General features: G+C 71.2%; 19 protein-coding genes and 1 pseudogene. 11 read left to right on the forward strand and 9 right to left on the reverse strand.

Going from position 1 to position 22,060, the window contains the following annotated elements:
- Positions 1-41 precede the first annotated feature (41 nt).
- Positions 42-1,054: pseudogene (locus FHU36_RS15190) on the forward strand (IS5 family transposase).
- Between the two features lie 19 nt (positions 1,055-1,073).
- Here FHU36_RS15190 and FHU36_RS15195 read toward each other — a convergent pair.
- The 7 genes from FHU36_RS15195 to acs all read right to left on the reverse strand — a co-directional run bounded on the left by FHU36_RS15195 (position 1,074) and on the right by acs (position 6,916).
- Positions 1,074-1,994: a hypothetical protein gene (locus tag FHU36_RS15195; RefSeq protein ID WP_185084313.1), complete on the reverse strand. Its 921-nt coding sequence runs from the start codon at positions 1,992-1,994 to the stop codon at positions 1,074-1,076.
- Positions 1,991-2,317, reverse strand: coding sequence for a hypothetical protein (locus FHU36_RS15200; RefSeq protein ID WP_185084314.1), 327 nt, complete (start codon positions 2,315-2,317; stop codon positions 1,991-1,993). The genes FHU36_RS15195 and FHU36_RS15200 overlap by 4 nt, the downstream gene beginning before the upstream one ends.
- 4 nt (positions 2,318-2,321) lie before the next feature.
- Complete coding sequence (locus FHU36_RS15205) at positions 2,322-2,666, reverse strand: YbaB/EbfC family nucleoid-associated protein (RefSeq protein ID WP_185084315.1); 345 nt, start codon at positions 2,664-2,666, stop codon at positions 2,322-2,324.
- Between the two features lie 68 nt (positions 2,667-2,734).
- Positions 2,735-3,196 carry a DUF309 domain-containing protein gene (locus FHU36_RS15210; RefSeq protein WP_185084316.1) on the reverse strand — a complete coding sequence of 154 codons (462 nt, stop codon included), beginning with the start codon at positions 3,194-3,196 and terminating at the stop codon, positions 2,735-2,737.
- 119 nt (positions 3,197-3,315) lie between these two features.
- Positions 3,316-4,236: an alpha/beta fold hydrolase gene (locus tag FHU36_RS15215; protein WP_185084317.1), complete on the reverse strand. Its 921-nt coding sequence runs from the start codon at positions 4,234-4,236 to the stop codon at positions 3,316-3,318.
- Positions 4,226-4,666: a phage holin family protein gene (locus tag FHU36_RS15220; RefSeq protein WP_185084318.1), complete on the reverse strand. Its 441-nt coding sequence runs from the start codon at positions 4,664-4,666 to the stop codon at positions 4,226-4,228. The genes FHU36_RS15215 and FHU36_RS15220 overlap by 11 nt, the downstream gene beginning before the upstream one ends.
- A 276-nt stretch (positions 4,667-4,942) precedes the next feature.
- A complete protein-coding gene (gene acs / locus FHU36_RS15225) occupies positions 4,943-6,916 on the reverse strand; it encodes an acetate--CoA ligase (RefSeq protein WP_185084319.1) in 1,974 nt (657 codons plus the stop codon).
- A gap of 267 nt (positions 6,917-7,183) precedes the next feature.
- Between acs and FHU36_RS15230 the strand changes: the two genes are divergently transcribed.
- From FHU36_RS15230 to FHU36_RS15240, 3 genes are all read left to right on the forward strand, one after another.
- Complete coding sequence (locus tag FHU36_RS15230; protein ID WP_185084320.1) at positions 7,184-7,963, forward strand: Fic family protein; 780 nt, start codon at positions 7,184-7,186, stop codon at positions 7,961-7,963.
- Positions 7,964-8,897: 934 nt separating this feature from the next.
- Entirely contained in the window at positions 8,898-9,941 is a 1,044-nt protein-coding gene (ssd, locus tag FHU36_RS15235) for a septum site-determining protein Ssd (RefSeq protein ID WP_185084321.1), read from the forward strand.
- 149 nt (positions 9,942-10,090) lie between these two features.
- Positions 10,091-11,275, forward strand: coding sequence for a TadA family conjugal transfer-associated ATPase (locus FHU36_RS15240; protein WP_185084322.1), 1,185 nt, complete (start codon positions 10,091-10,093; stop codon positions 11,273-11,275).
- A gap of 48 nt (positions 11,276-11,323) precedes the next feature.
- Here the strand turns inward: FHU36_RS15240 and FHU36_RS15245 are convergent, their stop codons facing one another.
- Positions 11,324-11,530: a hypothetical protein gene (locus FHU36_RS15245; protein WP_185084323.1), complete on the reverse strand. Its 207-nt coding sequence runs from the start codon at positions 11,528-11,530 to the stop codon at positions 11,324-11,326.
- Positions 11,531-11,692: 162 nt separating this feature from the next.
- Here FHU36_RS15245 and FHU36_RS15250 point away from each other — a divergent pair, with 162 nt between their 5' ends.
- From FHU36_RS15250 to FHU36_RS15265, 5 genes are all read left to right on the forward strand, one after another.
- Positions 11,693-12,403 carry a type II secretion system F family protein gene (locus tag FHU36_RS15250; protein WP_185084324.1) on the forward strand — a complete coding sequence of 237 codons (711 nt, stop codon included), beginning with the start codon at positions 11,693-11,695 and terminating at the stop codon, positions 12,401-12,403.
- A gap of 457 nt (positions 12,404-12,860) precedes the next feature.
- Positions 12,861-13,691, forward strand: a complete 831-nt coding sequence (locus FHU36_RS15255; protein WP_246502051.1) for a type II secretion system F family protein — start codon at positions 12,861-12,863, stop codon at positions 13,689-13,691.
- 1,154 nt (positions 13,692-14,845) lie between these two features.
- Positions 14,846-15,265 carry a DUF4244 domain-containing protein gene (locus FHU36_RS45605; RefSeq protein ID WP_281394175.1) on the forward strand — a complete coding sequence of 140 codons (420 nt, stop codon included), beginning with the start codon at positions 14,846-14,848 and terminating at the stop codon, positions 15,263-15,265.
- Complete coding sequence (locus FHU36_RS43510) at positions 15,262-15,645, forward strand: TadE family type IV pilus minor pilin (protein WP_221495899.1); 384 nt, start codon at positions 15,262-15,264, stop codon at positions 15,643-15,645. The genes FHU36_RS45605 and FHU36_RS43510 overlap by 4 nt, the downstream gene beginning before the upstream one ends.
- Positions 15,646-15,778: 133 nt before the next feature.
- The gene (locus FHU36_RS15265; RefSeq protein ID WP_281394176.1) at positions 15,779-16,147 is read left to right on the forward strand and encodes an Rv3654c family TadE-like protein; all 369 of its coding nucleotides are present in this window, start codon (positions 15,779-15,781) and stop codon (positions 16,145-16,147) included.
- A 496-nt stretch (positions 16,148-16,643) separates the two neighbouring features.
- Here FHU36_RS15265 and FHU36_RS15270 read toward each other — a convergent pair whose 3' ends face one another.
- On the reverse strand, positions 16,644-19,172 hold the full coding sequence (locus tag FHU36_RS15270) for a DEAD/DEAH box helicase (protein WP_312891601.1): 2,529 nt from the start codon (positions 19,170-19,172) through the stop codon (positions 16,644-16,646).
- Positions 19,173-19,580: 408 nt separating this feature from the next.
- Between FHU36_RS15270 and FHU36_RS15275 the strand changes: the two genes are divergently transcribed.
- Both FHU36_RS15275 and FHU36_RS15280 read left to right on the forward strand, forming a co-directional pair.
- Complete coding sequence (locus FHU36_RS15275) at positions 19,581-19,931, forward strand: STAS domain-containing protein (protein WP_101786510.1); 351 nt, start codon at positions 19,581-19,583, stop codon at positions 19,929-19,931.
- A 2-nt stretch (positions 19,932-19,933) separates the two neighbouring features.
- Positions 19,934-20,365: an ATP-binding protein gene (locus FHU36_RS15280; protein WP_185084327.1), complete on the forward strand. Its 432-nt coding sequence runs from the start codon at positions 19,934-19,936 to the stop codon at positions 20,363-20,365.
- The last annotated feature ends 1,695 nt before the right edge of the window (positions 20,366-22,060 follow it).

Here is a 22,060-nt window from a genome sequence, read left to right on the forward strand (position 1 = left end):
GGGGTCGGTGCTGGGCTGGTCGTGACTGGTAGAACTCGGATGTGGCGCGCTTCGATGTGACCGATGCCGAGTGGGCTTTGATCGAGCCGCATCTGCCGGTGGCGGCTACCGGGCCGCTGCCGCGGCGGGTGCGTGATCAGTTCAATGGGATCTTGTGGCGGTTTCGCACCGGATCCGGCTGGCGTGACGTGCCGGAACGGTACGGGCCGTGGTCCACGGTCTACTCCCGGTTCAACGGCTGGGCCAAGGCCGGGGTGTTCCAAGGGCTGATGGACGCATTGATCGCCGAGGCCGCATCGCGTGGACAGGTCGGGCTGGAGCTGGTCAGCGTGGACTCTACGATCGTGCGGGCGCATCAGGAGTCGGCCGGGCTGGCGGTCGCCGGGGAGACCCTGGATGCGCTGGAGCAGGCGCTGACCGAGGAAAAGGGGGCTCCGCTGCCGGAGCAGCCGCCGGTGCTGCGGGTGATGCGCCCGAGGCCACACCCGAGGCCGGCGCGTCGCCGCCGCACGAGCGCGCCGCCGTTCGGCGACGCCGCAAGGCGCGGGCGAAGGCTGCCGCGCTCGGCCGATCCCGGGGCGGGCTGAGCAGCAAGATCCATGCCGCGGTCGATGCCGCCGGGCTGCCGCTGGTCTTCGTGCTCACGCCCGGCCAAGCCGCCGACTGCCCGCGATTCACCACTGTCCTGGACAAGATCCGCGTGGCCGGACCGGTGGGCCGGCCACGGACCCGCCCGACGGCGGTGGCCGCGGACAAGGCCTATTCCTCCAAGGCTAACCGTGCCTATCTGCGCCGCCGCCGGATCGGCGCGGTCATCCCGGAGAAGAGCGACCAGCAGGCCAACCGGAAGAAGAAGGGCTCAGCCGGTGGGCGGCCTGCCGCCTTCAATCCCGAGCGCTACCGGCAGCGCAACACCATCGAACGCTGCTTCCAGAAGATCAAGGCCTGGCGTGGCCTGGCGACCCGCTACGACAAGGCCCCGGAAAGCTACGAGGCCGGGCTCTACCTCCGGGGCTCGATCCTGTGGTTAAGACTCCTCACCTCAACCACATGATCCGAACTCTAAACAGCTCCTAGCGGCGCCGGCCTCCGGGGCTGAGGTCGACGGCCGCGCGGACGACCACGCGGTCCTTCTCCTTCTCCTCCTCCGACAGCTCCCGGTAGGGCAGCCGCTGCTCCGGAGGGGCCCACGCGCCGTTGCGCTCCAGCCAGGCGATGTGCACCTGCTCGCTGGCCTCCTCCATGAACTCGACGCTCGTCAGGTCGGCGCCGCGCCTGCGCCCGTCGTCCACCAGCCGGACACCCACGGCGGCCGAGTCCTTGTTCTCCTTCTGCCAGTCGGCGGGCAGGTCGCGGTAGCGGGTGTTAGCGATGTCGACCTCGTCGGTGCCGTGGCGCCGGATCCAGGCCTGGTCCTTGGTCGTCTTGGGCCGCGGTTCGAAGCCGCCTCCCTGCCGCCAGCGCGGGGCCCGCCAGATCTCGTGCAGGCGCGCGGCCACCGTGTCGATCCGGCGGGTCCGCGGCGTCCTGAGCAGGGCCGCGAAGATGCGCCCGACCCGGCTCAGGGCCTCGCGGAGCATGGTCAGAACGCGCCGGGCCAGGGCGGTCACGCGCGGCAGCAGGTGGGGCGCGAAGGCGACGGCGGCCACGGCGGCCACTGCGGCGCCCGCCAGCAGCGTGCCGATCCATTCGACGAGGTGCTGGGAGACGACCAGCCCGGCGGCGGCCACCGTGAACCGGACGGCCAGATCGGCGGTCTGGCGCTCCGGGCCGCCCTGGCCGGTCAGGTAGGCGTGCGCCGCGTCCGCGGCCGGGCCCTCGTTCGCGCTCGCCAGGCGGGTGGCGGTCCCGCTGTCCTGCAGCAGCAGCTGGTGATGGCGCGCGGCCTGGGTGAGCACGGCGGCGTGCTCGCCGAGCAGCGCGGTGTCAGGGAGGCGCGGGATGCGCAGGATGCCGAGGCCCGTGACGACCACCGGTTCGCTCATCAGGCTCATGCCCGCGCCTCCCGCGCCGCCTCGACGCCCGCCTCGATGCCCGCCTCGGCCGTGCGCTCGGCCAGCGTGTTGACCTCGGCCATGACGACCTGGCCGGCGCCGGAGTGGCGCAGGTGCTCGCCGAGCAGCTCGCACCCCTCCAGCAGCGTGCGCCTGAACTCCAGGTACGGCGCCGCGAACTCCTCATAGGGCAGCGGGCTCATCTCGCTCCACCCGGCCCGCAGCTCGGCGGTGAAGGCGGCGTGGTCGTCCGCCAGCGTCCCGTAGCGGAGCCCGGAGGCGCGCCGGCCGCCGGCGTCGATGGTCACGTCGTACGGGTCCACGGGCCTACCTGCCTTCCAGCCGGCGCAGCGTCTCGTCGAGGGCCGACACCAGGCGGTCGAAATCTTGGGCGGCCTGGAGCTCCATCTCGTCCAGCCGCTGGACCAGGGGTTCCGGATCGGGTTCGGCCGTCGCGTCCGTCGCGTCGGCGGCCTGGCTCAGGTGGCGTCGCTGGGCCGCCCGCACGGCGGTGACGACCTGCTCGGCGAGGCCGTGGGAACCGAGCCGCAGCACGCGGGGGTCGAGGCGCAGCGCCTCCAGCAGGCCGTCGTCGCCGACCGTCGCGGCCACCAGCCCGTCGCCCGAGGAGCCTGACCCGCGCCCGTCTCCGGAGGAGTGCTGCCGAGCCATGTGACGCCTCCCGGTCGATCCGATCATGGTCGCCCGCAGGATACGACAAGCATGGTCGGCGCCGCCGGTCAGCCCGGAAGTTCCTTCAGGATCAGCTCGACGGCCTGGCCGGCGTCGGTGTCGGGGCCGAGAGCCGAGGCCACCCGGCCCACGCCGTCGTACGGCCCGCCGTACGCCTGCACGCGGGCGGCGCCGCGACCGAAGAGGGTCAGCGCCCCGCGCCCGTTGCCGCGCTGCAGGTGGGTGAGGCCGACGCAGATCTGGGCGAGGCCCTGCCACAGCTCACGCTCGTCCTCGGGCGCGCACTTCCAGCGGCCCTCGAACACCTCGTGGGCGTTGAACGGCAGGCCCTCCACGAGGAAGCGGCGGGCGTCGGCCAGCGCCTGCTCGGTCGTGGGGGCGTAGTCGTCGGGGACTCGGGGCATGCCGGGCGAGCCGTACGGCAACGGCCTGCCGTAGGCGTCGCGGGGCCGGGCGTTGCGCGGCCTGCCCTCGGGGTCGCGGTCTCTGGTCGGCTCGGAGGCGTTCATCGGTCGGGCTCGTGGTCTCTCGTCGGCTCGGGAACGCTCATGGGTCGGGCTCGTGGTCTCTGGTCTGCTCGGGAGCGCTCATGGGTCGGGCTCGTGGCCTGTCGTCGGCTCGGGGGTGTTCATCGGTCGGGTTCGGGGTCGCTCAGCCAGCCGATCAGCTCGGCGTCGAACGTGGCGGGCTGCTCCTCGTGGGGGAAGTGGCCGGCGCCTTCGAGGAGCTTCCACCGGTAGGGGGCGGCCACGTAGCGGCTCGACCCCTGGGCGGTGCGCGGCAGGATGCAGGTGTCGAGCGCGCCGTGGAGCTGCAGGGTCGGCGCCTCGATCTCGCTGCGCATCACCCTGGCGTAGCGCGCCCCGTCGGGCCGCAGCTGGGAGCGGCCCAGCCAGCGGTGATACTCCAGCGCGCAGTGGGCGACCGTGGGGATGCGGAACGCCTCCTGGTAGACCCTGGCGGTCTCGGCGTCGGGCCAACTCGGTCCGGACCACTGGTCGAGCAGCCTGCCGACCAAGGCACCGCCCTTGCGGGTCAGCCGGTGCTCCGGCAGCCACGGAAGCTGGAATCCCAGCCGGTGGCTGCTGGCCTTGAGCTGGCCGAACAGGTCGGTGCGCAGGGCGGTGCGCAGCCGTACGGGATGGGGGGCCGAGACCGTGACCAGGCGGTGGACGCACTTGGCGTCGAGCACCGCCATCGTCCAGGCCAGCAGGCCGCCCCAGTCGTGGCCCACCACGATCGCCCCGGTCTCGCCCAGCGCGCGGATCAGCCCGGTGGCGTCGGCCGCCAACGTGGGCAGGTCGTAGCCGCGCGGCGGCTTGTCGCTGCCACCGTAACCGCGCAGGTCGACCGCCACCGCCCGGTAGCCGGCCGCGGGCAGCGACTCGAGCTGGTGCCGCCAGGTCCACCAGAACTGCGGGAACCCGTGCAACAGCAGCACCAGCGGGCCGTCACCGGCCTCGACGACGTGGAAGCGGGTGCCGCCCGCGTGCACCTGGCGGTGCCGCCACGGGCCCTCGATCTGGACGACCGACTCGTCAGGCGCCATCACGGCCCACCGGCTCACGATGCAGCCCCACCAGGCCCGCGCCGGGCTCCTCCGGTGAGGCGATCTCCTTGAGATCCTTGATCGACCGGGTGGTGCGCCTCATGCCGGCCAGCCCCTTGAGCCTGCGGACGCCGACGAAGACGAGCACCGCGGCGACCACCAGGTAGAAGACGGTCACGATGAGGAAGGCGGCCCAGTCGGGCAGCCACTGGGCCAGCACGTAGGCGATGGTGAACGAGGCGAGGATCAGACACAGGTGCGCCATGAACGCGGCGGCGGCGAACAGCCCGCCGGCTGTGCCCACCCGCTTGGCGTCGAACCTGAACTCGGCCTTGGCCAGCTCGATCTCCGAGCGGACCAGGGTCGAGATCTGATCGGTCGCCTGCGCGACCAGTGAGCCCAGAGATTCTTCCTCGGGAGTCTGCGGCATGAACGTCTCCTATCGAGGCCCGGTGGCCCTGTCAAACATCATCCTGCGCATTCGCGCCGAATGCGTACCCGTGCGCCCGTATGCGCCTCCTGGAGTGCCGCCGCCAGGAGCGGGCGCCTGCCCGAGACATCCTGGCCTGCCGGGAGAGGACGCCTGCGGGTGGGTATGCCGGGAACTTCCCGAGCGGGGGTGCCGCCAAACGACCAAGGTCGCCCGACCACAAGGGCCGCTCGACCCCGAGCGCTCGGGATGAAGCGGCCCTTGGGACACCCGCGGTCAGTCTTCGGACTTGGCGCTCGGGAGCTTTTCGGAGATGAGGTTCATCACCGTGCTGTCGGCCAGGGTCGTGACGTCGCCGATGCTGCGGTTCTCCGCCACGTCACGCAGCAGGCGACGCATGATCTTGCCGGAGCGGGTCTTCGGCAGCTCGGGCACCACCAGGATCTGGCGCGGCTTGGCGATCGGGCCGAGGGTCCTGGACACGTGGGAGCGCAGCTCGGCCGCGATGTCCTCGCCCTCCTCCGCGCTGCCGCGCAGGATCACGAACGACACGATGGCCTGGCCGGTCACCGGGTCGGTCGCGCCCACGACGGCGGCCTCGGCCACCTTCGGGTGGCTGACCAGCGCGCTCTCCACCTCGGTGGTGGAGATGTTGTGGCCGGAGACGAGCATCACGTCGTCCACGCGGCCGAGCAGCCACAGGTCTCCGTCCTCGTCCTTCTTGGCGCCGTCGCCGGGGAAGTACATCCCCTCGAACCGGCTCCAGTAGGTGTCGATGTAGCGCTGGTCGTCGCCCCAGATCGTGCGCAGCATCGCCGGCCACGGCTCGCGCACCACCAGGAAACCGCCGCCCCCGTCGGGGACGCTGTTGCCCAGGTCGTCGACCACGTCGGCGACCACGCCCGGCAGGGGGCGCATCGCGGCGCCCGGCTTGGCGTGGGTGACGCCGGGCAGCGGGCTGATCATGATGGCGCCGGTCTCGGTCTGCCACCAGGTGTCCACGACCGGGCAGCGGTCGCCGCCGATGTGCTCGCGGTACCAGACGTACGCCTCGGGGTTGATCGGCTCGCCGACGGACCCCAGGACGCGCAGGCTCGACATGTCGAACTTGGCGGGGATGTCGTCGCCCCACTTCATGAACGTCCGGATCGCCGTCGGGGCCGTGTAGAGGATCGTCACCTTGTACTTCTGGACGATCTCCCAGAACCTGCCCCGGTGCGGCGTGTCGGGGGTGCCCTCGTAGATGACGCTGGTCGCGCCGTTGGCCAGCGGGCCGTACACGATGTAGGAGTGCCCGGTCACCCAGCCGATGTCGGCCGTGCACCAGTAGATGTCGGTGTCGGGCTTCAGGTCGAAGACCGCGTGGTGAGTCCAGGCCGTCTGCGTCAGGTAGCCGCCGGTGGTGTGCAGGATGCCCTTCGGCTTGCCCGTCGTGCCGCTGGTGTAGAGGATGTAGAGCGGGTCCTCGGCGTCGTGCGGCTCGGGGCTGTGCTGGTCGCTCTGGCCGTCCACGAGGTCGTGCCACCAGACGTCACGGTCGGTGACGGCGACGTCCTGGCCCGTCCGGCGGACGACCAGGACCTTCTCCACCTCCGGACACTCGGCGACGGCCTCGTCCACCGTCGGCTTGAGCGCGCTCGGCGCGCCGCGGCGGTAGCCGCCGTCGGCGGTGATGACCAGCTTGGCGTCGGCGTCGTGGATGCGGTTCTTCAGCGCGCTCGCCGAGAAACCGCCGAACACCACCGAGTGGATCGCGCCGATGCGGGCGCACGCGAGCATCGCGATCGGCAGCTCGGGGATCATCGGCATGTAGATCGCGACCCGGTCGCCCTTGCCGACGCCCAGCGCCTCCAGCGCGTTGGCCGCCTTCGACACCTCTCTCTGCAGGTCGGCGTAGGTCAGCGTGCGGCTGTCGCCCTCGGGCTCGCCTTCCCAGTGATAGGCGACCTTGTCGCCCCGGCCGGCCTCCACGTGGCGGTCGACGCAGTTGTAGGCGACGTTGAGCCGGCCGCCCACGAACCACTTGGCGAAGGGGGGGTTCCACTCCAGCGTGGTGTCCCACCGCGTGGTCCAGCTCAGCCGGTCGGCGGCGCCTTCCCAGAACGCGAGGCGGTCGGCGGCCGCCTCGCCGTAGGCCGCCTCGGTCACGTTCGCGGCCGCGGCCAGCTCTGCCGGCGGCGCGAACCGGCGGTTCTCCTGCAGCAGGTTCGACAGCGCCTGAGGCTCGGTGCCAGGGGTCTCCGGGGCCACCTCGTGCTCCTTCTTGGCTGATTGGATAGGTCGTGTCCCACTTCACCAGCTCACGGGCTCTGTACACAAGAGGTCTAGACAGGTCTGTACCGAGCGCCCGGACGGGACAGCCTTCTTATCGGATGGGCGTGACAAAGCTATGAAACCGTTGTCGGTTCGAAATTTAACAATGGTGGAACGGGCCAATTGGGTCGCCTTTATCGGCCGATCGCGGGGTGAGCCGTACCAGTGCGGGGCAGCTCGTACCGGCGGGTAAGGTCGGATTCCGTGAGCGACCCCTTGTCCGTCATCGCGCGGCTTCCCGGCGTACCCGAGGCGGTGGAGGAGGCCCGGCAGGCCGTCGACAGGCTCTACCGGCACCGCGTCCTGCGGCGGGCCAGCCCCGCAGTCTCCGCCGAGTCGTCCCTGCGCGGGGCGCGGGCCTCGGCCGCCCTCGAAGGTGCCGACGTGCCCCTCGACGTGCTGCGCCGCGACGAGGCGCACGACCCCGTCGTGCAGGGCGCTCTCCGTGCGTCCGCCGAGAGCGGGCGGCTCGGCGCCACCTGGCGCAGGGCGCCGCGGCAGGTGCTGGCCCGGCTGCACACCGTCGCCGCCACGGGGCTTGCCGACCAGGCCGTGCTGGGCCGCCCGCGCGCCGACGACACGGCGCCCGACCCGTACGGGCTGGGGCCGGCGCCGGGCGCCAAGGAGGCGGCGGCGCGGGTGGACGCCCTGGTCGAGCTGCTGTCCACGCCCACGAAGGCGCCCGCGCTGGTGCTGGCCGCCGTGGTCCACGCCGAGCTGGCCGTGGTGCGCCCGTTCGGCACGGCCGACGGCGTGGTGGCGCGGGCGGCGGAGCGGCTGACGCTGGTGGAGTACGGGCTGGACCCCAAGTCGCTGGCCGCCGTCGAGGTCGGGCACCTGGAGCTGCCGTACGCGGAAGGGCTGCGGGCGTACCTGACGGGGACAGGGGACGGGGTCGGGCAGTGGGTCCGGCAGTGCGCCTCGGCGGTGACGCTGGGGGTGCGGGAGGCGACGGCCGTCTGCGAGGCGTTGCAGCGAGGGTGAGACGGTCACGGGGCCGGCGGGCCGGATATATCCGGACATAGCGGACGGCGTCTCGGGGATGAGACGCCGTCTGCCGGTGCGTCACACCGGGTTACCAAGCGTGCACCTGTATTCGTCGGACGGGTCAAGCCCGTCTCGACGCGCCTCCCGCGGCTGGTCGCGCGTGGGTGCCCGGCTGACGCACCCGGACAAGAGGTCCGTGTCACCTTTGTACGTCCGATCCGCCCTGATGGGAACCCCTGCGAGCAAGACCTTTGCCAACTTGGACCACCCGCGTCGGCGCCCGCGCAATGATCACGCACCGTTACTGGCTTTATGTGATTGTTATGAGGTCGCCAAAAAACTTGGCGAAAATACGAGTTTTCGCCTCGACGGAACTCGAGTGGATCGGGCAGCATACGGAGGTATCTCTTGAACAATCAGAGACTCCGCACGGGATTGCTTTGCCAGTCCCTTGCCATGCTCCGGTCAAGTGATGAAAGCTTTCTTCTGAAACGGGACCGGCTCTACCCCCCCGGAGCCGGACCGGTTAGGCGACCCCCGCTCTCCCCCCCGGCGGGGGTCGCCCCTTTTTCTCCCGCCGGCCTGGCGACGGACCGTCATCTCTCCCGCCGGCCCGGCAACGGACAGTCACCGCTCACTCCGGCTTGGCGACGGACAGTCACCGCTCCCGTCAGCCTGGCGACCGACCGTCACCGCTCACTCCGGGCGGTCGGACATCCGCGGAAGCGCAGTGCGCCCGGCCCTGGCGGGTCGATGTGGTCCAGGTAGGCGCGGGCCAGTGAGCTTGCCGCCTCCCACGCCCGCCCCATGCGGCCCGCCGTCATCCACAGGCGACGCCGTCAAGCCGCCACAATCCCCAGAACCCCGTTCGCCCCAACACCCCCGCCATCCCGTGCAAGAAGGTGAGACCTCCCAACCCCAGGGAGGACCGATGCACCGCCCGCTGGTCATCACCGAGGACCGTGACCTGCTCGACGACCTGGTCCGCATAGCCGCCGCGGCCGGCGCCCAGCTCGACGTCGCCCACGCCCCGGCCCACGCCCGCCCGTTCTGGAACCTCGCGCCCCTCGTGGTGGTCGGCGACGACCTGGCGGACACCCTGGCCGCCACGGCGCCGCCGCCCCGGGACCGGGTGCTGCTCGTCACCCGCGAGCCCGACGATCCGGAGTCCTGGCGCCGGTGTGTCTCCGTCGGCGCCCAGGCCGTCGTCACCCTTCCGGCGGCGGAGCGCCGGATGGTGGACGAGTTCGCCGACGCCATGGAGCCCGAGCCGCGGGCGGGGGCGGTGCTGTGCGTGATCGGGGGACGAGGAGGCGTCGGCGCCAGCGTCCTGGCCTCGTGCCTGGCCCTGCGCGCCTCCCACGACCGCCTGCGCACCCTCCTGGTCGATGCCGACCCGCTGAGCGGCGGCATCGACGCCCTGCTCGGCCACGAGGAGACCGGCGGGGCCCGGTGGGGAGACCTCGTGGCCCGCGAAGGGCGGGTCGGCTCGGCCGCCCTGCAGGCCGCTCTGCCGGCGTTCGGAGACCTCAGCGTGCTGTCGTTCCACCGCGGCGAGGTGCGCCCCATCCCGGCCCAGGCCATGCGCTCGGTCCTCGAAGCCGGTCACCGCGGCTTCGACCTGGTCGTAGTCGACCTGCCGCGCCACCTCGACCCGGCCGCCGCCGAAGCCCTGGGCCGGGCGAGCAGCACCTTTCTCGTGACGGCCGCCGACGTCCGCGGCGTGCTGGCCGCCGTTCAGGTGCTCGCCGAGGCGGGCCGCCACACCTCCGACATCCGCGCCGTCATCCGTCCCGGTGTCCTGGACGAAGACGTCGTCGCCGCGTCACTCGGCATCCCGACGGCCGGCCACCTGCCCGACCAGCCCCGCCTCACCGCCACACTCAACCGCGGCGAGCTGCCCAGGCTCGGCTCCCGCACCGTCCTCGGCGCCCTCTGCACGACGCTCCTCCGCGACGCCCTGCCTCCCGGCTGACCCCGCCCCGACCACCGGCGACCGGCACGCCCGCACCCACCGACACCACGGCGACAGCCCCCTGCGACATCCACCCCGCAGCCCCGCCGCACCTGAAGCGGAGCCGCCGACGAGCCACCGGCAGCCCGCCCCTCCGCGGTCCACCCGACATGTACAGCAGGCAAGGAGATCATGTGAACACCCCCGTGTCCCCCGAGCTGGTCGAAGCCGTTCGCGTCCGGCTGGCCCGCACCGGTGTGGAGCCCAGCGCCGCCCAGGTCGCCGTGGCCCTGCGCGCGGAGAAGTCCGTCTACGGCGACGCGGAGATCCTCGCCGTCGCCCGCGCGTTGTGCGCCGACCTGATCGGAGCAGGCCCCCTGGAGCCGCTGCTGGCCGAGCCCGACGTCACCGACGTCCTGGTCAACGGCCCGAGAGAGGTGTGGGTGGACGACGGCCGAGGGCTGCGCCGCACGTCGACCGCCTTCACCGACGACGGCGCGGTCCGCAGGCTGGCGCAGCGCCTGGCCGCCGCGGCCGGCAGGCGACTGGACGACGCCTCGCCGTACGTGGACGCCAGGCTCGCCGGAGGCGTTCGCCTGCACGCCGTCCTCCCGCCCATCGCGTCGGGTGGCACCTGCGTGTCGCTGCGCCTCCCGCCCAGGCGTACGTTCACGCTGGCCGACCTGGTCGCGGCAGGCACCGTCCCACCGCCGGCGGTCCCCGTCCTGACGTCGATGGTCGCGCGCAGACTGGCCTTCCTCGTCACCGGCGGCACCGGCACGGGCAAGACGACGCTCCTGTCCGCCCTGCTGTCCCTCGCCGACCCCGGCGAACGCCTCCTCCTCGTCGAGGACTCCGCCGAACTCCGCCCTCTCCACCCGCACGTCGTCCGGCTCGAGTCCCGCCCCGCCAACCTCGAAGGCGCGGGCGGCGTGGGCCTCCGCGACCTCGTGAGGCAGGCGCTGCGGATGCGGCCGGACCGTGTGGTGGTCGGAGAGGTACGGGGCGCGGAGATGGTCGATCTGTTGGCCGCGCTCAACACCGGCCACGAAGGCGGTTGCGGCACCCTCCACGCCAACACGGCGGCCGACGTCCCGCCCCGGCTGGAGGCGCTGGGCTGCGCGGCCGGCCTGAGCAGAGAGGCCGTCCACAGCCAACTGGCGGCCGCCCTCGACGTGGTGGTCCACCTGACCCGCGGCCGCCACGACGGGCGCCGCCGGGTCGCCGAGATCTGCCTCCTGTCCCGCACCCCCTCGGGCCTCGTCCAAGCCGTCCCCGCCCTCACCTTCGACGCCGCGGGCCACCCCCACCACGGCCCCGGCTACGAAGCACTCACAGAACACACACCGTCATGACCCGAAACACCGTCACAACACCGAACACCGTCACAACACCGGAGTCCGTCACGACACCAGAGCCTGTCGCGACATCGACATCGACATCGACATCGACATGACCAGGGCCATGACCAGGACCAGGACCAGGACCAGGACCACGCTCACGACACCGAACACCGTCACGACCAGGGCCATGCTCCTGGCCGGGAGCACCGCCACGGACAGGAGCCCCGTCACGACCCGGACCACCGCCACGGACGGCAGCACCATCATGATCCAGAGGGACGTCCCGCCCCCACCATCGCCGGCCCTCCAGAAGCGAAGGCCCGCCTCCACCCGCAGCCGGCGGCACGAGGCCACCCTGGGGCACCTCGGGGTCGGCCGGGAAACCTTCACGAGCCCGATGCGCCGTCCCGGCAACACGCGGACCTCGCCATGACACCGGCGATCGCGGCAGCGATATCCACAGCCCTCGCCGTCTGGCTGTGGACAGGCCCCGACGCCGCGACGGCACGACTGATCAGACTGACCTCCACCGAGCACCCCCTCAGATGGCGCACCCTTCGACAGCGGATCACCCGCCCCCACCCGGCCCGCAGAGCCGACGCGTGGAGCCGCGCGACAGTCGAGCTCTGCCAGGCGCTCTCCGCCGAGCTCACAGCGGGCCGTACTCCCGGCGAGGCGCTGACCCGAGCCCTCGCGGCCGTCGACTTCCCCGACCCCGACGCCCTACGACCGCTGGTCGCCGCGGCGAGAGACGGCGGAGACGTGCCGACGGCCCTCGCAACGATCGCGCCCGCTCACGGCGGCGAGGGGCTACGCCGCCTGGCGGCCTGCTGGGAGGTCAGTGTGACAGCCGGCGCAGGACTGTCGGCCCTCGTCGAACGCGTCGGCAGCACCCTCCGCGCCTCCCAGGCCCACCGGCAGGACGTCGCCGCCCAACTGGCCGGCCCTCGCGCCACCGCCCGTATGCTCGCCGTCCTCCCGGCCCTCGGCCTCCTCATGGCCGGAGCCCTGGGCATGCGTCCCCTCGCCTTCCTCTTCGGCAGCCTCCCCGGCATCGCGTGCCTGGTCACCGGCATGACACTGGATGCCTGTGGCCTGTGGTGGACCAACCGCATGGCCCTACGCGCCCAGTCCTCCTGACGTTCCACATGCCCTGTCGCGCGGACCACGCTCTACGCCGCCGCCCGCCCTCACCACCCCAACCCACGCGAACAGATGCCGCTCGACCACCCCGGTCCATACCACCCAACCCACACCATCCACTCCCATGCCGGGCCGCCCCCACACCATCCACTTCCATGCCGGGCCACCGACCATGACCCACCACCACCATGACTCGCCACCCACCATGACCCGCCACCCACCCGACCGGGTCATCCCCCGCCCCAGCCTCGGCCTGCAGACGAAGCAGCTACTCGTGCCGGCATTCACGGCTCCCGCCACTCCCAGCTGACATGCGCGGCCGACCAACACCTCCCGCGCCAGCAGCCGTCCATGCCAACCGCCGCCCTCCGAAGAAGCCCGTACCAGATGGCTTCGAACCACACCGCCGATCTCACCCCGTCGAGAGAGACGCCCGCTCCAGACCGGAATGCCCATGACGCTGATCTACGTATGCTCGGCAGCCTGCATCGGCATGGCCGTGTGGATGTGCCTTCCGTCCACAACCCCAGCCGACCGCCTCGCCCGCCTGCTCCCGACCCCCAGAACGCCCACGATCACAGCCCCACCGTCATCAACCGTCGGCAGCGGCCCCCGCCCGGACCACCGAGAAGCGGTCGAGAACGGGCTCCCCGATTGGCTGGAAACCAAGGCCACACACCGCGGCCTGGACCGCCGTACGGTCATCTCCGCCGCGGCCGCGGGCCTCATCTGCGGCCTCCTGATCGGAGGCCTCGCGGGAATCGGGACGGCCCTCCTCGTCGCTCCCGCCACAGCCCTCGTCCTGCGCCGGCACGAGGACCCCGCCGTCAAGCAAACACGGGCACGGATCGCCGACGACCTCCCGTTCGCGGCTGACCTGATGGCCGCCTCCCTGCTCGCGGGCCGCCCGGTCAGCGCCGCAACGGAGATCGCCGCGACCGCGATCGGAGGCCCGCTCGGCCGGCGCCTCGCCTGGGTGAGCGGCCAACTCCGCCTGGGCGCCGACCCGGAACCGACCTGGACCCAGCTCGCCCGAGACCCCGCGACGGGTCACCTCGCCCGCGCCATGAGCCGAGCCGCTCAAAGCGGCGCCCCGGTCGCCGACGTCCTCACCCGCGTGGCCGACGACGCACGCGAGACGGCCCGGGCCGCATCGGTCGCCACGGCCAGAAGCGTCGGCGTCAAGGCCGTGGCGCCGCTGGGCTTGTGCTTCCTGCCGGCGTTCGTCCTCCTCGGCATCATCCCGGTCGTGGCCGGCCTCGCCACCACGATCGTCCTTCCGTAACCTCCATCCCTACCGCGAGGCCGTACCCGAGCAGCGCCCAACCCCCCAAACCCCGCTGGCCCACGCCCCGAACGAACCCCCCCCTGGCAGCGGACTTCGCGTCCGACTCCACTCTTCCCCCCGCCCTACCTGCAAACGACCGGCGCTTACCCCATCCGCCGTCCGCCGTCCGGCTTCCCCTGGTGTCCCGCTGCCCGTCATCCGCCGCGGACTACCCGACCTGCGCCGCCGACTACGACCTGTGCCGACCTGCCCGAGTGCCCGACCTGTGCCGATTTGCCCGAGTGTTCGCGGTCCGCTACCGGGTGGCTGGTGTCCGCCGTCCGCTATCCACCGCCCGCCTGTCCGATGCGCGCCACCTAGGCTGCCGCATGCCGTCGCGCCTATGGCCTGGTCCACTGTGGCGGCCATCTGGGCGTCTTACCGCTCACCAGCACTTGCGCCTCTCCGGTCCCTGGGCGGCAAACGCCAACGCACTGACTCGCCCCAACTCCTGCCTGCACAACGGCTGTGTGGGACTCCTGTGGCACAAGGCCGTGCCTGACTGGCCCAACCCCTGTCGGCACGCATCCGCGCCCTTGGCGCGCATGCATCCGCGCCACAACCGGCCCTACCCGTGTCCGGCACCTGCGCCTGTGTGAGCCACGAAAGGCGCCCGCGTCCCACGCCCCACGCCCCACGCCCCACGCCCCACGCCCCACGCCCCACGCTCCGCGCCCCACGCTCCGCGTCTCGCGCCCCACGCTCCGCGTCTCGCGCTCCGCGTCCCACGTCTCGCGCTCCGCGTCCTGCGTCCTGCGTCCGATCCTGCCCGGCACACCCGGGTGCGTGTGCCAGACACGAATCCCGTCTGGCACACGCACCCGGGTGAGACGCGAGTCCGTCCGGGACGCGTGCCTGCGGCAGACCGCGCAGGCGCTGGCGGCCTCACACCAGCCTGCCTGCGCCCCGCTTACGGTTTCAGTTCCCTGGCGCCGGCTGCTGAGGTTCGCATCGGCTTGTCCACAGGCTGCGCGATCCGTTATCCCCAGGTTTTTCCACAGCTTCGCGTTTTCCACAGAACCCCGCTCGGCCCCTCGCCCCTACGCCTGCCTCGACGACGCTGGCATTCCCCACGCCGGTGCAGATCCGGCGTTCAGCACCTTGGAGGCACCATGAGCGATACCCCAGCCGCCCCGCACGGCGCCAACAACTCGCATGACGCCGCGACGGGCGGCACCACTGTCACCAGGGGTGTCACCGGCGCCACTGTCACGGACGCCGTCATCGCAGGGGCCGCCGTCGCAGGCGCCACAAGCCGTCCGTCCGGCCTCACCGACAGGATGGCGTGCCATTCCGTCCCCACCCCGACTATCCCGGCCATCGCACCAGCCCGCGCCCGACGCCGGCATTTCGCGGACTGGGCGCGGCTCGCGGTGGCGAACCGGGAGCGCGGCATGTCCACAGCCGAATACGCGGTGGGCACCATAGCGGCCTGTGCCTTCGCAGCCCTGCTCTTCAAGGTGGTCACCGGCACCGAAGTGCAGGAGATGCTGTCCTCGCTCATCGACCGCGCGCTCAAAACAGCCGGATGATCCCGGAGAGCGTGCGCTCCCCGCGAGCTGCCTGGGGCGGCCCGTCGTCGAAGGGCTCGGTGACCGCTGAGACGGCGGCCGTACTACCTGCCCTCATGGTGGTTCTCGCGGCGGCTCTATGGGTCATCCAGGCTGTCGGAGCACAGCTCGAATGCGTGGACGCCGCACGGGCGGCGGCGCGGGCCGCATCGCGGGGTGAGCCGCTCGACCGGGTGCGCGACCTCGCGCGTTCGGCGACACGACCAGATGCGCGAGTGAAGGTGAGCCGAGACCAGGAGCGCACAAGGGTGGAGGTCTCGGTGGAGGTGCAGCCCCCGTGGGGAGCGTCGCGGCCTTCGGTGCGGGTGTCGGCATCCGCCTCGGCGGACACCGAATCCTGAGGCAGGACTCCAAAAGAAGCACTCTGAGCAGAATTCCTGGAAGTGGTCCACGCAACAGGTCAGCGATGCGGGGCCACGCCCCGAAACAAGTCCAGCCGCCCAACCACACGTCGTCCTCGCGGGAGGGAGAGAGATGCGCCGTGATCATGGAGATCGTGGGTCCGCGACGCTGTGGGGCGTCGCTCTCATGGGTCTGCTGATGGCTGTGGCAACGGCGTTGGCGACCGTAGGGTCCGTACGGGTAGCCCGTCACAAAGTGAACGATGCGGCGGATCTGAGCGCGCTGGCGGCGGCCAGACTGGCGATCGCCGACCCGGAAGGCGCGTGCGCGCGGGCGGCAGCCCTCGCCGTGGACAACGGTGTGAACCTTGTGAAGTGTGAGATCAACGACGAAGTCGCCGACGTGTGGACGTCACTATCGATCACCGTGCCACTGGTGGGAGCACGCGAGTTGACCGGCAGAGCACGCGCCGGGCCGGCACAACCCGGCTCGCCGAGATGATGAGCGGCAGTGGCCGGGCCGCTGGCCGGGCGGTGCAGGCTCATCGTGCTCGCTGGCTCCAAGGATCGGCAGTGCCCGAGAGCGTCAGCCGCCGCACGGTGCTTCGAAGGCCCGACGGCCGGTGCACACACGTCATGGAAGGCCGACGATGGTAGCCCGGTCAGTAGCCGAGGCGGACGGTAGTGAGTCGGCATCATGGGTGGCGGTAGTGACTCCCGGTCAGGGGCAAGGCGGGCGGGAGTAGCTCCCGGTCAGGATCAGGCGTGCGGGAGTAGCTCCCGGTCAGGATCAGGCGGGCGGGAGTGGCTCGCGATACAGGAACCAGGGTCGACGGCGACTCCTCGTCAGAGCCTGAGCGGTCGACGGTAGCCCTGGTCAGAAACCAGGAAGACGGCAACTCCTGGTCCGAGCCCGGGCGGACGGCAAGAAATCTGGTCATGAAGCATGAGGACAGCAGCCCCTGGTCAGGCATACGGCAGACGACCGTGGCCTCTGGTCAGGAACCCAGGAGGGTGTCCAGGAGGCGAATGGCGCCTTGCTTGTCCAGGGGCTCGTTGCCGTTGCCGCACTTGGGGGACTGGATGCATGAAGGGCAGCCACGTTCGCACTCGCAGGAGGCGATGGCCTCACGGGTCGCCGTCAGCCAGTCGGACGCGCGGGCGTAGCCGCGTTCCGCGAAGCCGGCCCCGCCCTCGTGGCCGTCGTAAACGAACACGGTAAGGAGACCCGTATCGGCATGGAGTTCGGTGGAGACGCCGCCGATGTCCCAGCGGTCACAGGTGGCGAAGAGAGGCAGCAGGCCGATGGAGGCGTGCTCGGCGGCATGGGCGGCCCCGCCCAGGTCGAAGCCCTCGTCGGCCAGGGCGGTCAGCTCCGGTGCCGGGAGCGTCCACCAGACGGCACGGGTGCGCAGGGTGCGCGGCGGGAGGTCCAAGGGCTCATCGCCCAGCATCTCGCCGGAGTGGAGGCGCCGTTTGAGGTACGAGACGACCTGCCGGGTCACCTCCACCTCACCGAAGTGCAGTTGCCCGCGGCCGAGGGGCTGCGAGCGGAGGGACTCCAGCACGGAGATCTCCGTCACATCTCTCGCGAACGTGGTGTAGTCGGGCTCGGCGTCGCTCACCAGGGCGACGCCGGCCTCCAGGTCCAGGGTCTCCACCAGGAAGGTTTCGCCTTGGTGCAGGTACACGGCCCCCGTGTGCACGGTGGTGTGCGCGGAGGGCTCGTCCACGCTGCCGAGCAGCCGGCCGGTGGCCGATTCGACCACCTGGATGGGTGCGCCGCCCCCGCCCCGGATGTCGGCGAGGTCGGTGGCCCGTTCGCGGCGGGTCCAGAACCAGCCCGCGGGCCGCCGCCTCAGCAGCCCCTGGGAGACCAGGTCGTCGAGGACGTCCGTCGTGGTGGCGCCGAAGGTGTCGAGGTCGGCCTCGGTCAGCGGAATCTCCGCGGCGGCCGCGCAGAGGTGGGGGCCCAGCACGTACGGGTTGTCGGGGTCGAGCACGATCGCCTCGACCGGCCGGCCGAACAGGGCCTCGGGGTGATGGACGAGGTAGGTGTCCAGGGGGTCGTCGCGTGCGATGAGGACGGCCAGCGCGTCCTGACCCTCGCGCCCCGCCCGGCCCGCCTGCTGCCACAGAGAGGCGCGGGTGCCCGGCCACCCGGCGATCAGCACGGCGTCCAGCCCGGAGACGTCCACGCCGAGTTCGAGGGCGTTCGTGGTGGCCAGACCCAGGAGAGAGCCTGAGCGGAGCGCCTTTTCGAGCAGGCGGCGGTCTTCCGCGAGGTAGCCGGCGCGGTAGGCGGCGACCTTGTTCGGGAGATCGGCCCAGCCGTTCGTGCTGGGAGGGCTTGACGCGGAGGAGGTGGCTACGGACGACACCGCGGCGGTGTGGGGTTCACCGGCCTCCGCCCAGGTCTCCGGAGGTGCCTGCGACCCGTCTGGGAGGAGGGGGTTGTCCAACCGCTGCGGCCCCCGGGGTGTGCCCGCGGTCCTCGATCGCTCGTCCCCGATCCCGGGCCCTCCTCCCTCGGGCCGGGTGGCCGCAGGCTCGGGCTGCCCGGTCTGGTTCTCGGGTCGGTTGCTCCGGCTCTCCGGTCGCCCGGTCCGGCTCGTCGGCGGCTCGCTCTCAGGACGCCTGGCCTCGCCCTGAGCGGGTCTGGGGTTGCCTTCGGCCTGCAGGGGCGTGTCAGCGGGCTGGTGCGGCGTTGTGCCCGCCGGGTGGGGACGACCGTCCGTAGCGGGGGCGGTGTGTGGGCGCGGGTGGCGGGGGGCGTACCGGGTGGACAGGGAGAAGGCGACGTCGGACAGTTTGGCCCGGGCGGAAAGGGAGACGGTTTCGGCGCCGCGGCGGGAGCGGACGAACGCGAGGGTGCGGACGTCCGCCAGGACGAGGTCGGCGAGCAGGTCCGCGGCCTCGGCCGTCGCCGTGCGGCGCACCGGAGCCCCCCGCTCGCCCCGTAGCTCCGTCAGGGGAGGCTCCCAGAGGGCGAAGGTGGTCGAACCTCGTGGCGAGGAGTCCACGGTCACCTCCTCCATCTCCAGCCCCGTCAGTCGCTTCGCGAACGCGCCGGGTTCGCTGGCCGTTGCGGAAGCCAGCACGAAAACCGGCTGCGAGCCGTACCGGGAGCTGATCCGGCGCAGGCGCCGGAGGATCTGGGCCACGTGGGAGCCGAAGACCCCCCGGTAGCCGTGGCACTCGTCCACCACGACCATGCGCAGCCGGCGGAGGAACGACGACCACTGAGCGTGACGAGGGAGGATGCCGCGGTGCAGCATGTCGGGGTTCGTCAGGACGTAGTTGGCGTGCTGACGGACCCAGGTCCGCTCCTCGAAGGGGGTGTCACCGTCGAAGCAGGCGGCACGGAGCTGGGTGATGCGCAGTTCGCGCAGCGCCCGGAGTTGGTCTGCGGCCAGGGCCTTGGTCGGCGTGAGGTACAACACGGTGCCCCCGTCGAGGCACGAGGTGACCGCCGGTGTGAGGTACGCCAGCGACTTGCCCGAAGCCGTACCCGTCGAGATGATCACGTTTCGGCCACGATGTGCCAGGTCAGCCGCCTCGTACTGGTGCGGCCACAGTCCTGTGACGCCTCGGTTCGCCAAGCGCGTAACGAGGAGTTCGGGTGTCCAGTTCGGCCATCTGGCTTGACCCGCCTGACGTGCAGGAACATGCTCCACATGGGTGACGCGCTCGTGACGTGCGGGAACGCCGAGCAGGTGTCGGAGGAGTGGACCTGGCCGGTGTGGGGAGGAAGCGGTGGAAGTCACTGTTTCCAGTCTGCATCCGTGGGCAAAGTCGCCGGGAATCGTGATTTCGTATAGACACAAGCCAGACGCATGGTTGAATGCCGCGCGTCAGGGTCGGACGGTCCGGAGTGTGGCTCCGGACAGCCCGACTCATAAGGGTACTTTCGCAGGCGAGGCGCTGGAGGATCTGTGGATCTGAAGTTGGATCACCGCACCGAAGACGGACTCACCATCGTGGAGGTCGAAGGTGAGATCGATGTCTACACCGCGCCTAGATTGCGTGAGCTCCTCATCGACCTGGTGAACAAGGGTAACTTCCACCTTCTCGTCAACATGGAGAAGGTCGACTTCCTCGACTCGACCGGGCTCGGCGTCCTGGTCGGGGGGCTCAAGCGGGTTCGTGCCCACGACGGCTCGCTGGAGCTGGTGTGCACGCAGGAGCGCATTCTGAAGATCTTCCGGATCACCGGTCTGACCAAGGTCTTCGGGATCTACGCTTCGGTCGACGAAGCCAAGGAAGCTCACGGCAAAGACAAGTAGTCATGGCTACTGTCGAGCTGACGTTCAGCGCGCTCCCCGCGCATGTGCGGACCGCCCGGCTGGTGGCGACGGCGATAGCCCGGCGCACCGGCGTGGAGGAGTCATTGCTGGACGAGGTCAGGCTCGCCGTGGGGGAGGCGTGCTCTCGGGCGGTGGAGGCTCACCGTGCTCACTGCCCGGGTGAGCCCATCCGCATCGAGCTGCGTGACGACTCGGGGCGGTTCGAGGTCACGGTCAGTGACCTGGCGCCGAGCGACGAGACCATTCAGGAACGACCCCTCGATCTGGGTGTGCTCTCCGACTCGTTCATGTCGGGCTTCGGCATCGCGGTCATCGCGGGCCTGGCCGACGACGTCGAGGTCTTCCCCAGCCCCAAGGGCATGCGCATCCGCATGAGCTGGCCCGCCGCGACGAACGGTCATCCGTCCTTCTGAGCGCGGGCCGTCTCGCGGTGTTTCCCCCTCCAGGGCGGGGTTCCCGTCCAGCTTGTACGGCAGGCACGGTGCACCCCACCCTCCGCACGTGGCCGGTCTCCGTCCAGGGGAACGCTCCTCCGGTGGAGACGGCTGCGCGCCGTGACGTGCGCACCGGACCCGTGGCTTCCGCCTGCGCTCACTCGTGCCGACTGGTGAGGTGGCCACCCGTGCCGACTGGTGAGGTGGCCACCCGTGCCGACTGGTGAGGTGGCCACCCGTGCCGACTGGTGAGGTGGCCACCCGTGCTGGCCGGTGAGGTGGTCACCCGTCCCGGACGGGTCACATGGTCACCCGTCCCGGAAGGTGACATGGCCGACTGTGCCGGAGGGCTTTGTAGGGCTCCGAGGCCGGGCGTGACCCGTGCGTCGTGCGGACTGGCCGGGGGCGGATTCGGCGCAATCGGGTGTCTTGCGGGTGCCTGAGGCGTCGTAGGGACTCGTGCGTCCCTGTGGGTAGGCCCGTGCGTCCTGTGAGTGGCTTGTACGTCTTGCTGAACGCCGTGCGACCTATGAGTGGCCTGTCATCTCGCTGCGTCAGGTTGGCTGGACGTCCTCAGGGGGATCGTGCGTCCTTGCCGTCCGACACTGGGCAGGAGCGTTCCGGATAACGCCGGCGACCCCGCGGGGAGGTGGCGACGGGGTGCTCGTGGGCTGGTGCGGCTACGCCGTGTCAGAGGTCGGTGCGACGGTGGCGAGGCGCTCTTGGCCCGAGGACGTTCGCCCGTGCATGATCGTTGCTTCGCGTGCACCGCTCTATGCCATGCTCCGGGCGTGCTGCTGGACGCCGCCGCTTCCGGCGTGTGCCGTGGTGGTCTCTGGAGATCTTGGGAAGCGGTGTCACCGGGCGGGCTCGTGGTGGATCGAGAAAAGCCGCTCGTCTTGGCCGTATTCGCAGCGATCTAGGAATTCCGTCCCCACCGGCCCATTCGTGATGATCCTGAGGGAAACGGTCTGAGGTCAATGCTGTGGTGCTTCTTGGGGAACGGGTAAGGCCGCATTCCCGAGCGGCTTTTGCGGGTTGAGGAAGATCGCTTTTCGGGTGCGCTTTTGGCGGGGTGCGGGAGCGTACTTCCGAGACGTACCTTCCCGATAGGCGATCAAGATGGTGAGGCCGCTGACGAGAAGCGGGGGTCGAGTGGGACCGGAAGCCGGTGATGGTTGGGGTGAACCGCGGAGGCGTGGCCCAGGACGAGGTAGGGGCTGGTCAATAGGGATGGGACGGGGTAGGGGCCGGGCAGTTGGGGCCTCTGGCGGGACGGGCATGGTGAGGTAGCCAGGGATCAGTGCCACGATTCATGGCAGAGTGGTCGCGGTCAGGCCGTGTACGGGGCGTCGAGGCGGCCTGTCCGGCTTGGGGGCGGGGCGTACCGCAGGTCCGGAGCTGGTTCCGGTGTGGGGTGCGTACTTCAGGCGATGGGTCGGTTCGGGGCGTGGGTGTGCTCCCTGGCGGGCTGGGGCCGGCTCGGGTGGGGGTGCAGGCGGTGGCTGGGGCCGGCTTGTGCGGGTGGTGCGGGCGGGAACGCGCTGCGTGTCGGTCCGGGGTGTGGCGGGATGGGTCGTGCGGGGGTTCGGGGCGGGGGTACAGCGTCGAGACGCGCCGTTCCTGGGGTGGGAGTGGGCTGGGTGACTCCAGGGATGAACGGGTTTCGGGCGT

This window comes from Nonomuraea muscovyensis (genome assembly GCF_014207745.1).
Classification (GTDB): Bacteria; Actinomycetota; Actinomycetes; order Streptosporangiales; family Streptosporangiaceae; genus Nonomuraea; species Nonomuraea muscovyensis.